8 protein-coding genes are annotated in these 15,293 nt (G+C 64.4%); 3 read left to right on the top strand and 5 right to left on the bottom strand.

The genetic code is table 11. From position 1 onward, the window contains the following. Positions 1-91: 91 nt before the first annotated feature. From pelA to QRN13_RS01880, 4 genes are all read right to left on the bottom strand, one after another. On the bottom strand, positions 92-1,171 hold the full coding sequence (gene pelA / locus QRN13_RS01895) for a pectate lyase (protein ID WP_284876619.1): 1,080 nt from the start codon (positions 1,169-1,171) through the stop codon (positions 92-94). A 102-nt stretch (positions 1,172-1,273) separates the two neighbouring features. Then, on the bottom strand, positions 1,274-4,684 hold the full coding sequence (locus QRN13_RS01890) for a TonB-dependent receptor domain-containing protein (protein ID WP_284876618.1): 3,411 nt from the start codon (positions 4,682-4,684) through the stop codon (positions 1,274-1,276). A 183-nt stretch (positions 4,685-4,867) separates the two neighbouring features. Next, a complete protein-coding gene (locus QRN13_RS01885) occupies positions 4,868-6,496 on the bottom strand; it encodes a family 43 glycosylhydrolase (protein ID WP_284876617.1) in 1,629 nt (542 codons plus the stop codon). 367 nt (positions 6,497-6,863) lie between these two features. Further along, complete coding sequence (locus QRN13_RS01880; RefSeq protein ID WP_284876616.1) at positions 6,864-7,928, bottom strand: DUF2332 domain-containing protein; 1,065 nt, start codon at positions 7,926-7,928, stop codon at positions 6,864-6,866. A 381-nt stretch (positions 7,929-8,309) separates the two neighbouring features. Here QRN13_RS01880 and QRN13_RS01875 point away from each other — a divergent pair, with 381 nt between their 5' ends. Beyond that, positions 8,310-10,190, top strand: a complete 1,881-nt coding sequence (locus QRN13_RS01875; protein ID WP_284876615.1) for a methyl-accepting chemotaxis protein — start codon at positions 8,310-8,312, stop codon at positions 10,188-10,190. Between the two features lie 216 nt (positions 10,191-10,406). Continuing rightward, entirely contained in the window at positions 10,407-12,896 is a 2,490-nt protein-coding gene (locus QRN13_RS01870; RefSeq protein ID WP_284876614.1) for a TonB-dependent receptor domain-containing protein, read from the top strand. A 49-nt stretch (positions 12,897-12,945) separates the two neighbouring features. Here QRN13_RS01870 and QRN13_RS01865 read toward each other — a convergent pair whose 3' ends face one another. Further along, the gene (locus tag QRN13_RS01865; RefSeq protein ID WP_284876612.1) at positions 12,946-14,553 is read right to left on the bottom strand and encodes a PAS domain-containing hybrid sensor histidine kinase/response regulator; all 1,608 of its coding nucleotides are present in this window, start codon (positions 14,551-14,553) and stop codon (positions 12,946-12,948) included. A 193-nt stretch (positions 14,554-14,746) separates the two neighbouring features. On the opposite strand from QRN13_RS01865, the gene QRN13_RS01860 reads away from it, so the two are divergent. Next, positions 14,747-15,205, top strand: coding sequence for a MarR family winged helix-turn-helix transcriptional regulator (locus QRN13_RS01860; RefSeq protein ID WP_055752987.1), 459 nt, complete (start codon positions 14,747-14,749; stop codon positions 15,203-15,205). The last annotated feature ends 88 nt before the right edge of the window (positions 15,206-15,293 follow it).

Here is a 15,293-nt window from a genome sequence, read left to right as displayed (position 1 = left end):
GGCCAAGCCATACCGCCCCGTCAGATCGAGTCAACCACAGGCGCCTGTCTGATACGCCCTAGGCTATTTTTCTCACCCGACTGGCGTGAAATCAGGCGCTGTCGTGCAGCTTCGCCTTCCACGCCGGATAGTCGCGGGTCAGCAGGGTTTCGGGCCATTCGCCGACGTAGCGATAGCCGTTGCGGCGTTCGTGCTCGATCTGCTTCAGGTCGCGTCGGATGACGGAATCGCGCCCGATGTAGATGGGGCGGCCCTCTTCAAGATCGTAGAATCTGGCCCAGATGCGCGCGCCGGGCTTGGGGGCCAGGATGCGGTCGCGGCGGCCTTGGGCGTCGGTGACGAAGACCTCGGTCGTGTCGTGGAGCGCCGCGCTCTCCAGCCAGGCGACGGCGCCGTCCACGGCGGCGACGACGTCGGGACGGGGGGCGGGCAGGCTCATCAGGAAACGCACGATGCCGACGCTTTCCTGGCCCGACAGGGACGGGGGCTCGAAACGACGCGCCCAGGCGGGCGCCAGGGTCCGGGCGTCGTGCTGGGCGCACCAGCCGGTCAGGACGCCGTCGCGCCGCACCTGCGTCTTCAGCAGGGTCTCGACCCCGCGCGCCACGGCCTGACGCGCCCGCTCGCGCCGCGCTTCATCGACGAAGCCATAGGGCGCTGCGCCGTCGCCCACATCGCGCAACAGCTCCATCACATGGACCATGGCGTCGTCGTTGTAGGTGATCTGGTCGTGATAGCCGCCGCGCAGCGGATAGAACTGGGCCCAGCCGCCGTGGGGCTGTTGCGCCGCCAGCAGATAGTCGAGACCTCGGTCGAAGGCGGCGCGGCTTTCGGCGTCCCCGGCCGCGATCGTTCGGGCCAGGAAAGCCAGCGGCTGGGTCGTGCCGCCGTTGTCGATCGTATTGTTCAGCGCCGGGTCCGCATCGGGGCGGGGCGGGGCGAATAGGTCGGTGTTCTTGGGCCAGCCGCCTTCAGCCGATTGATGCTGGATGACGATCGCGGCCAGTCGACGCGCTTCGGCCGATCCATACCAGTCGGTCGGATGGCGCAGGGCGGCGCTGCTCCAGGCGACGGCGGGCGAGGCGGCGACCGGTTCCTGCGCTGACGCCGGCGCTGACGTGACGCCGGCCGCGATCGCCAGGACGCCGAGGATGAGGAGCGTGTTCTTCATCGAGAGCCTTTCGGGATCGGCAAAAAGAAGGGGACGCCGATGTTTCGCGGCGTCCCCTGAAGGGACAGCGTCCCGGGAGGAGTCAGCTGTCGATCGTCGTCATCAGAACACGAACCGCGCGCCGACGAAGTACTGGCGGCCGGTCGAGCCATAGTTGTTGACCACCGGATCGGCCTGATAGGCCCAGCGCGTATCGGTCTGGTTGGTCAGGTTCAGCGCCTCGGCGGTGAAGGTGACATTGTCCGTCAGCTTATAGGTGAAGGACGCATCCACGTTCAGCGTCTCTTCCGAGCCGATGAAGTCGTTGATCAGCGGCGAGTCGCACACGCCCGGATCGCAACCGCCCGACGCCAGCGGATAGGTGGTCTGATAGGCGGCGCGATAGGCCGACGAGACACGCGCGCTCCACTTCTCGACCTCATAGAAGATCGTGGCGTTGAACGATTTGGGCGAGGCGCCCAGGAAGGGTGCCGTGCCGGTCAGGTTGCGGGCCGGATCCAGGATGTATTCCAGCTCGGATTCGATCTGGGTGTAGTTGGCCTGGATGCCGAAGCCGTCGAACGGCGCGGGCAGGAAGGTGAAGTTCTGCTGATAGGCGATCTCGAACCCGTCCAGCTTGCCGCCCGGGGCATCGTTGTACTGACGCACCTGGAAGGGCAGGTCCTGGTCGATGTAGGCCCGGCGGCTGTCGGAGGCGACATCGGTCAGGCCGTCATAGGCGGCGCGCAGATTGGCGATCTGTTCGGCGTTGAAGATCTCGCTCAGCTTGCCTTCGCGCAGCACCACCTGCGGGAAGCTTTCGATCTCCTTGTGGAAGACCGCAACCGACAGGATGGCGTCGCGGGCGAAATACCATTCGACGTTGAAGTCCAGATTGGACGCGCGGAACGGCTTCAGCTTGGTGTTGCCCAGGGTGATCGCCGCATTGGATCCGTCGAACTGGGCCGGGTCCGCGCCGATGCCGACCGGAACAGTGAAGGCCGTGACGCCGGGCTGTAGCGCCGTCATCTGTGGGCGGGCCATGACTTTGGCCGCCGCGAAACGCAGCATCAGCTTGTCGTTCAGCTCCCACACCAGGTTCATTGACGGCAGGGTGTCGTTGTACTGGTTGTCGTTCTCCACCGGACGGCCGCTGGGCGAGCGTCCGCGGGAATCGATCTTGGTCTCGGCGCGACGCAGCCCGGCGTTGCCGCGCAGTTCGCCCATGAACAGCGGCACGCGGAAGTCCATCTGGCCATAGTAGGACAGGCTGTCCTCATCGACCCAGAAGGTGTTGACCCCGCCGTTGCGCAGGTCCGACAGACGCCAGTCGCCCCAGGCGTTGATGCAGTCGCAGTCGAAGCCGAAGCGGTTCTTGAAGGCTTCCAGATTGGGCGCGAAGAAGCTGGTCGGGGTGCCTTCGGGCACGTTCAGTCCGTCGCCCCAGCTGACCAGCTGTCCCATCTGGCCGACGGTCGTGGCGGCCGCCAGTCCGGAGCGCACGCCCTCCAGCAGCGACGGGTTCATCGTGTCGCTGATCAGCCGTTCGTAGCGCGTGTAGTAGAAGTCGAACTTGCGCTTGCCGATGCCGAACTTGAACGTGAAGTCGTCGTTCAGATCCCAGACGAAGTCGGCCTTGGCGGTCCGGTAGCCGTTCTCGGTGATGGTGCGGTAGTTGCGAATGGCCGAATAGCCCTTCACGAAGTCCCAACTGTTCGGATTGGCCACGTCGAAGCCGAACTTCATGATCGGCATATCGCCGCCTTCGCGGTCGTCGTAGACGAAGTAGTCATTGCCCGCGACGCCCTGGCCCGAATCGAGCCGGATGAAGTCGACCAGCAGGCCGGTGTTCTCATTGGTCGACTTGGAATCGCCGACCAGCAGCGACATGCGGAAGGTGTCGCTGAACTCGTGCTCGATATTGATCGAGTTCTGGCGGAATTCGGTAGTGTAGCCGCCCTGATCGACCGCCGAGCGGAAGTCGACGTTGCCCAGCACCAGATAGTTGGCGTTGGCGCCCGTCTCGCTCAACCCCGCATCGATCAACCGCACCGACGGCCGGCCGATGAACGCGCCCCGCATGGCCAGATACTGGGGGTGCGCGACGTAACCGACCGATCCCGGCTGGTTGTAGTAGTCGTAGACGTCCAGGTTGTTGGGATTGAAGCTGCCCGTTCCGGCGGCCAGATTCTGGTTGGTCGCGCCGGGCGCCGTGGTGAAGATCGGGGTGGAGCCATACAGCGACTGGCCGCAGTCGATCGCGTCGCGGAACTCGGTCGCGGCCTGAGTCGCGCAGTTGGCGTAGGCGGCGCGGCGGTTGGCGTAGGAGTTGTTGGTCGCGCTGGTCGTCGGATAGGTCTGATAGCTGAACGCCGTGGTGGTGCGGTTGCCGTTGGTGTTGTTGCGGTTCAGGCCCACCGGGCCGATCTGATAGTTGGTCGAAATCTGCGTCATCTTCGAATACAGATTGTCGAAGTTGATCGTGGTCCGCTCGGTCGGACGCCACTGACCCGACAGGGTCACCCCCAGCCGGTCCTGCTCCACGTCGCGGTGGTTCAGCGTCGCCAGAGCCGGAATGCGCACCAGCGAGCCGCGCGTCGCGCCGCCGTTGATCAGATTGTAGGCGGCCGGGTTCGAGCCGATCAGCAGATTGCGCGCCTCCGGATTGGTGACGCGGGGCAGGGCGGTCGCCGGATTGGTGCCGATGGGCAGGGCGAAGCCCTGGTGATCGCCTGCAGCGTTGGTCCCCACGTTATTGAAGGTCGCGCCGCGATAGGTGTAGTCGAACGAGCCGACCTGACGCGAGTAGCTGTCGATGGCCTGCGTGCGCTCATTGTAGGCGACCGAGCCCAGAAGCCCGAACTCGCCGATCTTGCTGGTCCAGCGATCGGACGCCAGCAAGGCGAGGCGCGGATTGTGAGTGCCGCCGTTCTCGTAATAGGCGTCCTGAAGCGTCAGGGCCAGGCGGCGTTCCTTGAAGTCGAACGGACGTCCCGAGATCAGATCGACCGTGGCGCCCAGCGAACCCTCGTCCGTCTGGGCGTCGGCGGACTTCTGAACCTTCAGTGAGTTGAACAGCTCGGACGCGAAGGTGTTGAACTGGAAGCCCCGGTCGCGACGCAGGGCGCCGTCGGCATTGCTGGCGCCCGAGGTGGACAGGGTCTCCAACCCGTTCAGACGCACGCGGGTGAAGTCGCCGCCCAGGCCGCGCACCGAGATCGAGTTGCCTTCGCCGTTCTCGCGGTCGATCGACACGCCCGGAATCCGCTGCAGCGACTCCGCCAGGTTGGCGTCCGGGAAGTCGGCGATGTCCTCGGCGTTGATGACGTCGACGATGGTGTTGGAGCGGCGCTTTTCGGTCAGGGCGCTGGCCAGCGACGCACGGATGCCGGTGACGACGATCTCACCGACTTCGGTGGCGTCCTGGCTCTGGCTCTCTTGAGCTTGAACCGGGGCCACGAACAGCATGGCCCCCACAACGAGCGCCGCTGGCGAAACGGCCGCGCGCAGGTATCCCGTATGTTGGTTTCGCATAGTTCCCTCCGCTCTTGTCGTGCTCCGTGCCTCTTGGCGGGCCGGATGCCGACAGTCCCCTGTCCCTCAAATATCGAGGAACTCCAAAATCTCGTGATGAAATCGACGCGCCCTAAGTGTCAATGTCACCGGTGTCATAAAACGAAAACCTGTGTTTCGCCACACCAAAAATGTGCTCGTTTATTACAGCGCCTTGAACTTGAAATTCTTGAACCGCGCCTCGCCCTCGCCGGCGGCGTATATGCCGGGCCGCAGCATCATGAAGCCGCCACGGACGTTCTGGTTGTAGCCCGAGACCTCCATGCCCCGGTCGAACCGGTTCCAGGTCACGCCGTCGCCGGAGGTGTCGAAATAGACGTTCTGATAGGCGTTGGTCAGGCGGATGAACATGCGCCGGCCGTGCGGATTGGCCGGCCGGCCCCGCTCAATCCCGTACTGGTGTGTGACATAGCGGGTCGCGTCGAAACCGAGGCCGGCATACAGCGCCCGGTCGTAGAACAGGATCAGGCCCGCCACCGCGCCGGGATCGATCTCGACCTCACACTCGATCTGATAGGCCTGCTCGCCCTGGACGAAGGTCAGGGGCGAGCAATCGACCGGCGCCTTGCCCTTGGCGCGCATGTGCAGGACGCCGTTTTCGCGACGCAGCCGATCCTTCTCGTTCGGCTGCGGGTCGTAGAAGCTCCACTGGATGCCGAACTTGTCCGTCGAGAAGTCGTCCGACAGGGCCATGCCGTGCGGCAGGGCCTGGCCGCCGCGCGGCATCGCGATGGGCTGGGACAGGTCGCCGCCCTTGGCGCGGAGCCAGCCGTCGTCGGTCCACTCGATGGGGTCCAGCAGGGTCTGACGGCCCAGGCTCCAATAGGCGTTTTCATAGCCGTGATAGACCATCCACCAGTCGCCGTCGGTCGGTCCCTCGACCAGGGTGGCATGGCCGCGCGACCACCATTTCTCGGCACCCGAAGCGGTGCGGACGATGGGGTTGTGCGGGCAGTCTTTCCACGGGCCGTCGATCGACTTCGACCGTGCGGCGATGACCATATGGCCGGTGGGCGGGCCGGCCGTGCCGCCGATGGCGGTGATCATGTAGAAATAGTCGCCGCGCCGCAGCAGCTTGGGCCCTTCCTGGGCGAAGCCTTCGACGATCCAGTCGTCAGGATAGCGCCAGGCCTTGTAGACGCCTCGCTCGACCGGGCCGTCGGTGGCCAGGCCGTCATCGGTTAGCTTCACCCGGTCGCCGCCGTTCAGGAACAGATAGCGTTTGCCGTCCTCGCCGACGATGTGGCCGGGATCGATGTTGGCCGGGATCTTCAGGTCGATCGGCTCGCTCCACGGCCCCTCGATCCTGTCCGCCCAGATGACGTAGTTGGAGCGATACTCGGGGAAGCGGGCGGGGATGTAACAGTAGAATTTGCCCTGGTGCTTGATCAGCTCCGGCGCCCAGACCGAACCGATGTTCGTCGTCAGGGCCGCGACGACCGGCTGCCAGTTCACCAGATCGCGCGAATGCCAGATGTGGATGCCCGGCACCGACTCGAATGACGAAAAGGTCATGTAGTAGTCGTCGCCGTCCTTCAGGATCGACGGATCGGGGTGGTCGCCCGACATGATGGGGTTGAGGAAGGTCCCGTTCCCCAGATCGGCCATGCGCTGACCCTCGATCCCCCGACGCCACTTCATCGACGCCCATTCGCGACCCAAGGGCGCGGCCTCCTCGTTTGTCTGGGCGAAGGTCGCGCGCACGGGCAGTGCCGCTACGGCGACGCCGCTCAACAAGCCGGTCAGGGCGGCGCGGCGGTCGATGGGTTTCATGGGCGTTCCATTTGTCGTTGTCATTTGGACGGGCGAGCGGCGGCGATGATCGCTCGAAATGACACCGATGGACAGAGCGTGAAATCGGATTAGTTTTTGCGGTCTGCTAGCGGGGGAATGGACTTGAAGAAATGCGCCGTCGGATCATTCGCAAAGCTCTGGGTTATCTCGCTTCCGAACGAACGCTATCTCGGGACGCAGGATCTTCGGATACGGGCGATGAGCGTCTAGCCGTGAGCCACAGAAATCGCGACCTGACACTTCAGCCGTTCGGGCAAACAGGATTGCTTTGAACGCCCGGTTGGAGTCTTGGCCCGTACGTTGCCTGATCTGCGACGGTGCCCCATCATGTGGGCAAAGTTCGCTACTAGGCCGCCAAGACCGACCCAGATGACGCCAGCCATTCCAGTTCATCGCCGTAGGGATGGCAGTGGGCAAGGACGCGGGTTTCGCCGGTGGGCCAGGCTGTCAGGCGCAGTTCGACGTGGCTGCGGTCGCGGGTCCATTCGAAGCTGATCCAGAGCAACGGGTGGTCAGCGTCGGCGCGGCGGCCGGCGGTCGAGAGCAACGCTGTGATCTGGCGACGGTCGTCGTCGCTGAGATATTGCAGCACCATGGTGTGCATGACGACGCGGCAGCGCCCGGCCGGCTGAGGTTCGGCCAGCCGGTCGGCCAGCCAAGGCACGGCGTCGCCCTGATCGATGCGCGGCGGATGATCGGCGGCGATGAGCAGGGCGTTCTCGAGGCGTCGGGTGCGCGCCGGCTGGTCAGCCCAGGCGAAGGCCAGCAGCCGCTCGCGATGCGCCGGGTCTGCGGCGTTCAACGGGTTTAGATCGACGCCGCGCGCCGCCGCGATGGAGACCGGGCCGACCTTCGGCGATGCGCCCAGCCACAGGGGCTCGATCTGCACGTCCGAGAAGGGATCGCCAGCTGACGCTGAGCCAAGGGCATAGGCGTAGCGATCCAGATTCAGGTTCAGGCCGCAGCTGGACCCGAGCTCGAGCAACTCGAAGGGCATGGCGCGATCCAGAGGGGCGGCCATCAGCGCGCTCATCAGCGCGGCGGCGCGCGCCACCTCGTTCGTTTGCGGCGGATGGAGGATCCAGTCGGCGATGTATTGATCGTTCCGGGCCAGGGCGTCGACCACGGCCGCGTCGAAGTCGGTGTGTTCGCGACGATAGAGGCTAGTCAGGGCATAGGACCGGCCCGCGCGCGCCAAGGCGTGAAGGGCGCCGTTCAAACGTAGAGCCAAGGCGGCTGCGGCCTGATCTCCCGGCCAGTCATACAGTCGGGCAGCGGTGAGCGGCGCGTGCGGCAGCTGCCGGCTTGCGGCTTCGAGAACGCGGGCGACAAAGGGCGACCCCATGGCGCGGCAGCGGTCGGCCTGGGCCGCGAGTTCTTGGGTGAAACGGTCGGCGACGGGGCAGATCATCCAGTCACCAATGGCATCGTCACGCGTTCCGAATAAAACGAACTGTTACTTGTGTGCCCCAAGTTCGAAAAGTATTCGCTCAAGGGTTGCGCCCTGACGTTGCTTGAAGCGCGGACGGGATGGGTGACTTACCTATGATCACCTCGCTTAACAGCGCGTGAATCTCGCGAAATTCAGGTCCGGTCGATGTAAGCGGCCAAGCGTCTCCAGCTTAACTATCTTTTTAGTCGTTCCGTCATAGGAGTGGATAGTCACCTGAAAAACAGGGTGTTTTGCGTAGCTCGAACCAAGACCGGGCTGTGCGCAGTGGCGTCAGCTGAGTAATTAGCTGCCCCTAGGTAAGTATAAGTGCGTAACGGGGGCGAGCTCATGATGTCCAAGATGCGAATTCCGAAGAAGCTGCGGCTTTCCTTCACCCTGATCTGCGTCTCGGCGGCGGTCATGATGGCGGTGTTCTTCGCCACGATCATGATGATCCGCGCGTCCATCGAGAGCAACAATCTCAGCCGCACGATCGAGGCGCAGGCGATGTCGCTGGAAACCGCGATCCTGCGTCAGAACAGCCAGTTTCGAGGCTTTCTGGTCACCGGCGACGAGACCTATCTGAAATCCTACTACGAAGGGCGCGACGAGTTCGACAAGGTCGTCGTCGAACTGAAGGGTCAGCTGGGCGACGTGGAAAAACAGGCGCTGCTCGAAAAGTCGCGCCTGGCCACCCTGGCTTGGAGGGCCGATTGGGGCGATCGCATAATCGCCGAGGTTCGCGCCGGCAAGCGCGAGCAGGCGCAGCAAGAAGTCCGTGACGCGGGCAAGAAGGTTCTGGTCAGCGACGCCGTCCTGCCTCTGCGAGACCTGCGTGAGGCTGAAGCCGCCGTCACCGACAAAAATCTGGAACGTCAGCAGGCTGCGATCGTCACCGCGATCATCGCCCTGATCGTCGGCGGCATCGCCCTGATCACGATCGCCATGGTCCTGTCGGCCATGCTCAGCCGCATGATCGCGCGTCCGATCACGGTCCTGACCGAAGCCATGGGCCAGTTGGCCAAGGGCGACAACGACATCGTCGTGGACGCCAGCCATGCCGACGAACTGGGCGACATGGCGCGCGCGGTCCTGGTGTTCCGCGACACGGCTCTGGCCAAGGCCGAGGCCGAACGGGCCAAGGCGGCCGCCGATCTGGCCAAGGACGCCGCCGAGCGCGAGAAGATCGTCGCCGACGCCGCGCAACGTCACGTCGTCGAGGAGCTCGACACAGCTCTGGAAGCCTTGGCCGCCGGTGATTTGACCCACACCATTCGCACGCCGTTCGCCCCGGAATATGAGCGCCTGCGCACGGCCTTCAACGTGGCGGTCCAGGGTCTGGAAGAAAGCCTGGCCAGCGTCGCCGGTTCGGCACAGAGCGTTCGCCTGGGCGCCACCCAAATCTGCTCGGCGTCCGAAACCCTGTCGTTGCGAACCGAACAGCAGGCGTCCAGCCTGCAGCAAACCACCACCGCCACCAACCACGTCACCGACATGGTCGGCGACACGGCGCGCAGCGCGGCCAACGCCCGCAACGCCATCACCCTGGCCAATGGCGACGCCGCGGACGGTCGCGTGATCGTTGAAGAAGCGATCGTCGCCATGGACGCCATCAAGGCCGGATCGCAGGAGATCGGCGAGATCATCAACATGATCGACGCCATCGCCCTACAGACCAATCTTCTGGCCCTGAACGCCGGCGTCGAGGCCGCGCGGGCGGGCGATGCGGGGCGTGGGTTCGCCGTGGTCGCGGGCGAGGTGCGCGAACTGGCCAAACGCACCGTCGACGCCGCCAAGGACATCAAGCAGCTGATCAGCCGCTCTTCGGACGAGGTGCGGCTGGGCGTCGACCGAGTCGGCGAAACGAGCGAGATGCTGGCGCGGGTCGTGTCCAAGATCGGCGACGCCAACACCCTGATCGTGGACATCGCGCAAGGAGCGCAGGTCCAGTCCGAGAACCTGAAGCAGGTCAACAGCGCCGTCGGTAGCATGGACCGCATGACCCAGCAGAACGCCGCCATGGCGGAAGAGGCGACGGCGGCGGCGCGCATCCTGGCGACCGAAGCCGATGAGCTGGCGACCCTGGTTTCCAGATTCCGGCTGAATACGACGACCTCGGCCGCGCCGGCGCCTCGCCGGGACACCGCGTCCGCCCCGAGGCCGGCGCCCAAGGTTATCCGCACGGTCGGTGCGCTCGCCCTGTCGAGCGAAGCGGCCGATGACGACTGGAACGAGTTTTAAGATATCAAGCCAGTTGAGTGTAGAAGAAATCGGCGCAGCAATCCGATCTTTGTAAGCGCCGTTATGTCAGTATTAATCCGTAGTCTGGCATTATAAATCATCAAACACATCCGTGTTTTATTGATAACAGCCATGCAAGAAACTGCATGGAAGAATTTCCGAACGAAAATCAGTTGTCCAGTCTCTGCACTGCAAGACAACGCCTTGGAGGCTTCCTTGAAATCCCTGTACCTCACGGCTGCGTTTGCGCCGCTTATCCTCGCCATGCCTGCTCATGCGCAGACGCAGCCTGCGCCGCAGCGCCAGACGGCGTGGGAGGCCAGCCGGACGCGGGCCAATGACGACGTGATCGTGACGGGCGTGGCCAAGGCGCGCGACAGGCTGGACAGCGCGACCTCCACCAGCTCGATCAACGATGTCGAGATCGCCAAGATCGGCGCCTATTCCGTCAACGACCTGTTCCGCACCATCCCCGGCATTCGCGCCGAGGCCAGCACGGGCGAGACCAACGGCAACTATACGATCCGCGGCCTGCCCATGGTCAGCACCGGCGCGAAGTACCTGCAATTCCAGGAAGACGGTCTGCCGGTCCTGGAGTTCGGCGACATCCTGGCGCTGACGTCCGACTATTTCATGCGCTACGACTTCAACGTCGGCCAGATCGAGTCCATCCGCGGCGGGTCGTCCTCGACCTTCGCCTCCAACGCGCCGGGCGGCGTGATCAACCTGATCTCGCAGACGGGTGAGGTCGAAGGCGGCTCGGTCCAGGTGTCTTCGGGCCTGGATTACGACACCTACCGCGGCGACTTCAGCTATGGCGGTCACCTGAGCGACACCGTGCGCTTCCACGTCGGCGGCTTCTATCGCGAGGGTGAAGGCCCGCGCGACGCCGGCTTCACGGGCAACAAGGGCGGCCAGATCAAGGCCAACATCACCAAGACCTTCGACGGCGGCTTCGTGCGTCTGTACGGCAAGATCCTGGATGACACCGTCGTCGCCTATGGTCCGACGCCTCTGCTGGTGTCCGGCACGAACGACGATCCCAACTACAGCGACGTTCCCAACTTCTCGATGACGCGCGACACCCTGACGTCGCGCAACACCACGGTGTTCCCGCTGCTGGACGGCGACAACAACCTGAAGCGCGTCAATCTGCAGGACGGCAATCAGGTTCAGGTGCGCGCGTTGGGCTTCCAGACCCGCTTCAACCTGCACGGCTGGACGATTTCCGAGCACATGCGCTATGCGCAGCAATCTGGTGATCAGTCGTTCAACTACCCGCTGGCCGTGGTGCCGGCGGCCCAGGCGCCGCTGGCGTTCGGTCGTCGTCCCGGAACCCTGGCCTACGCCACAGGTCCGCGCGCCGGTCAGGCGATCACCAGCCCGACGACCCTGAACGGCAACGGCCTGCTGGCCTATTCGACCCTGGTCCACACCGACATCGACAGCCTGGACAACTTCACCAACGATCTGCGCGCCAACCGCGTCTGGAAGATCGGCGGCGGCGACCTGACGACCACCGTTGGCGTCTATTCGGCCCAGCAGGATCTGAAGTTCGATCGCCAGTATATCCCCTTCCTTCAGGACGTCGTGGGCGGCGGAAACTCGGCCCTGGTCGATATCTTCAATACGAACGGCACGCCCCGCACCCAGGACGGCGTGGTCAACTTCTTCGGTCCCTCGGGCGCCGGGTCGAACTCGCGCACCGATGTGACCTACAAGGTGCTGGCTCCTTATGCCTCGCTGAACTACCGGCTGGGCAAGCTGGCGCTGGGTGGGTCGATCCGTTTCGACAGCGGCGACGTCAGCGGCCGCACGGTCGCCAACGGCCTGACCGACGTTCGCACCATCGACGTGGACAACGATGGCGTCATCTCGGAAGCCGAGCGCACCTTCGCCTTCGCGCCGGCGGCCAGCGCAACCCCGGTCGACTACGACTACGACTATGTCTCGTATTCGCTCAGCGCCAACTATCGCGTGTCGGACAGCTTCTCGACCTTCGCCCGTTACAGCGAGGGCGCGCGCGCCGCGGCGGACAAGATCCTGCGCTCGCCGGCCATCAGCAATGTCGACGGCGACCTGCTGCAGGCTGACGCGGCCTATGATCCGGTGAACCAGGCCGAGATCGGCATGAAGTACCGGGCCAACGGCCTGTTCGCCAACGTCACGGGCTTCTGGGCCGAGGTCAGCGAGACCAACCAGCAGATCCGCGCGGATGCCGGCGGCGTCACTCGTCTGGTGCTGGTCCAGCGCAGCTACGAGGCCAAGGGCGCCGAATTCGAGGCCGGCGTGCGTCACGGTCCGTTCAGCCTGACCGGCAGCGCCACCGTCACCAGCGCCGAGATCACCAAGGCCGAGGATGCGGCCCTGGTCGGCAACTCGCCGCGCCGTCAGGCCGACCTGATCTTCCAGGTCATGCCGCAGTACGAGACGGACCTGTTCACGGTCGGCGCCAGCGTCGTCGGCACGACCGAGAGCTATACGCAGGACGTCAACCAACTGAAGATGCCGGGCTACGCGACCGTCAACGCCTTCGTCCAGGTGCGCCCCATCGATCGCGTCGTGCTGTCGGTGACCGCCAACAACCTGTTCGATGAAACCGCCCTGACGGAGGTGTCGGCCGACAGCCTGCCCGCCAGCGGCGTGGTCCTGGCCCAGGCCCTGCCTGGTCGCACCGTCACGGCGGCCGTCCGCTTCTACTTCTGACGCAAAGCAGGCTTCCGGACGCGAGCCCGGAAGCCTGTTCTGTCAGGGGCTATATCCAATGACAGCGGGCGGCGTTGTTGAGAAGGCGGGCGGATTCGAAGATCAGGTGATCGGCGGACAGGGGCTTGGGGATGACGACGTCGGCGCCGGCGCGTGAGGCCAGATCGCGATGGTTGGACGAGGCGTTGGCGGTGAGCATGGCAATGGGAAGCCTGTTGACCTCCCGTTGCTGTTCGCCTCTGCGGATGCTGCGGATGGCCTCGACGCCGTCCATGACCGGCATCTGCATGTCCATCATGATCAGGTCGTAGGCGTGCGCTGACCACAGATCGACGGCTTCCTGGCCGTTTTCGGCGACATCGATCTGACAGCCGAAGCCGCTGAGGAGCGCCTGGACGACCTGCTGGTTGACGAGATTGTCCTCCGCCAAGAGGATCCGCGCGCCGTAGAGTCGATCCAGCGCTTCCACATGGCTCTCGCCTTCGTGGGTGATCTCGCCACTGGGATTCATCGGCAAGTCGAGAACGAAGAGCGTTCCCCGACCGGGCTTTGAACGCACCCTAAGGCGGCCGCTCATCAGCTCCGCCAGACGACGACTGATGGAGAGGCCAAGGCCCGTGCCGCCGAACCGCCGCGAGATGGAGTCGTCGGCCTGGCTGAACGGCGAGAACAGCAGTTTGGCCGTCGATCGATCAAAGCCCATGCCGGTATCGGCGACGCGGATGCGAAGACGCCCGGACGGCTTAGAGTAGCGCCCATCGACCAGCACCTGGCCGACTGCAGTGAACTTGATGGCGTTGGAGACCAGGTTCAGCACGACCTGACGCAGGCGGGCCCCGTCGCCCATGAGGTGGGGCGGAAGACCGTCGAACCGGGAGATCAGCTCAAGTCCCTTTTCGCTGGCCAGCGGCCGCATCAGATCGACCGCGCCGGAAATGGTGTCGGACGGCGCAAAGGGTTCGTTGACCAGGTTCATCTCGCCGGCCTGGATTTTGGACAGGTCCAGCACATCGTCCAGGATGCGCCTCAACGTCTCGCCGGACTTGATGATCAGATCGACCTTCTGGCGCGCATCGTCGGGCAGGTCGGCGCCTGACAGCGACTGCGCCAGGCCCAGGACGCCGTTCAACGGCGTGCGGACCTCATGGCTCATGGTCGCGAGGAAGGTGTCGCGCAGCGCGGCGGCGCGTTCGGCGACGAGCCGCGCTTCCGAAAGGGCCTCCAGAGCCAGCACATGTTCGGTCACCTCGAAACGGATGGCCGTATAGGACGTCGGGCCCTCGGGACCGCTGAGCGCCGGCACGATCGTCGTATCGACCCAATAGAGGCTGCCGTCCTTGCGACGGTTCCGCAACGTGCCGGTCCAGACCTTGCCGCTGCGGATCGTGCGATACAGATCCTGGAAGAAGGCCTTGGAATGCAGGCCGGAGTTCACGATCCGATGGGTCGAGCCGATCAACTCTTCTCGGCTGTAACCGCTGACTGCGACGAACTTCTCGTTGCAGTCGGTGATGACCCCATGTCGATCGGTCGTCACCAGGATAGCGGCGACTTCGAGCGCTCTTCGAAGTTCAGCATCAAGCGCGCCTCCCGTGCTTATTCCCAGCGATCGGGCCGCCGTGACAGGGTGGGCGGGATGTCTTTTGACCGACGCCATCGGCTCTTTCCGGTTGTTGCCTCGCCCACTCTGTTCCCAAAGGCTTGCGCGGCAATCTAGGATTGCGCCGGTATGAGATGATTTCCTTCTGGATGCGCTGTTAGGGGTTCGGTAGCCCTAAGAGTTGATCTTCGTCTATCTTGCAGGTTGCGGCCAATCCTGTCACACCGGACCTATGGGTGTTCGGGGGACGATGGACGAGTTCACCGTGCGGGAGTTCGATGATCCCGCCATGGCGCTCTATGCGCTCGACACCGCCTTGCTTGAGCTTGATCGCCAGCTTGATCGCGTCCTGCGCGCCGATGGTCAAAGCAATGCCGCCGTCCGCGCCTTGAGCTTGATCGCCGGCGAGGGCCGTCGCGGGGTCAAACAATGCGCTCTGGGATCGACGCTTCAGGCGCCGCCGGCCTCGCTATCGCGGCTGGTCGATCATTTGGTTCGCGCTGACCTGGTCAAGCGTTCGCCCCATCCAAACGACCGGCGGGTCACCATGCTGGAAATCACCGAGGCAGGCCGCGCCGTTCTGGACGATCGGCGGTCGCAATACGGTCGTCTGGCCGGCCTTTTGACCAGCGAGGGTCTGAAGACTGCCGCCCAGCTGATCCCGCTGCTGCAGGCCATGGCGAAGGACGTCGGTCACGCCGCGACCTGACGTCAGACCGGCGCAAACAATGCTTCCGCTGTGAAACAGTCTACAGGCTGAAGGGACTTCAACCGGCTTTTAGATCGAACCTCGTCCA

This window comes from Brevundimonas sp. MEB006b (genome assembly GCF_030209705.1).
In the GTDB taxonomy this organism is placed as follows: domain Bacteria; phylum Pseudomonadota; class Alphaproteobacteria; order Caulobacterales; family Caulobacteraceae; genus Brevundimonas.
The sequence above is the reverse complement of the archived record's forward strand: the minus strand, read 5'-3'. Positions and strand labels throughout refer to the sequence as shown.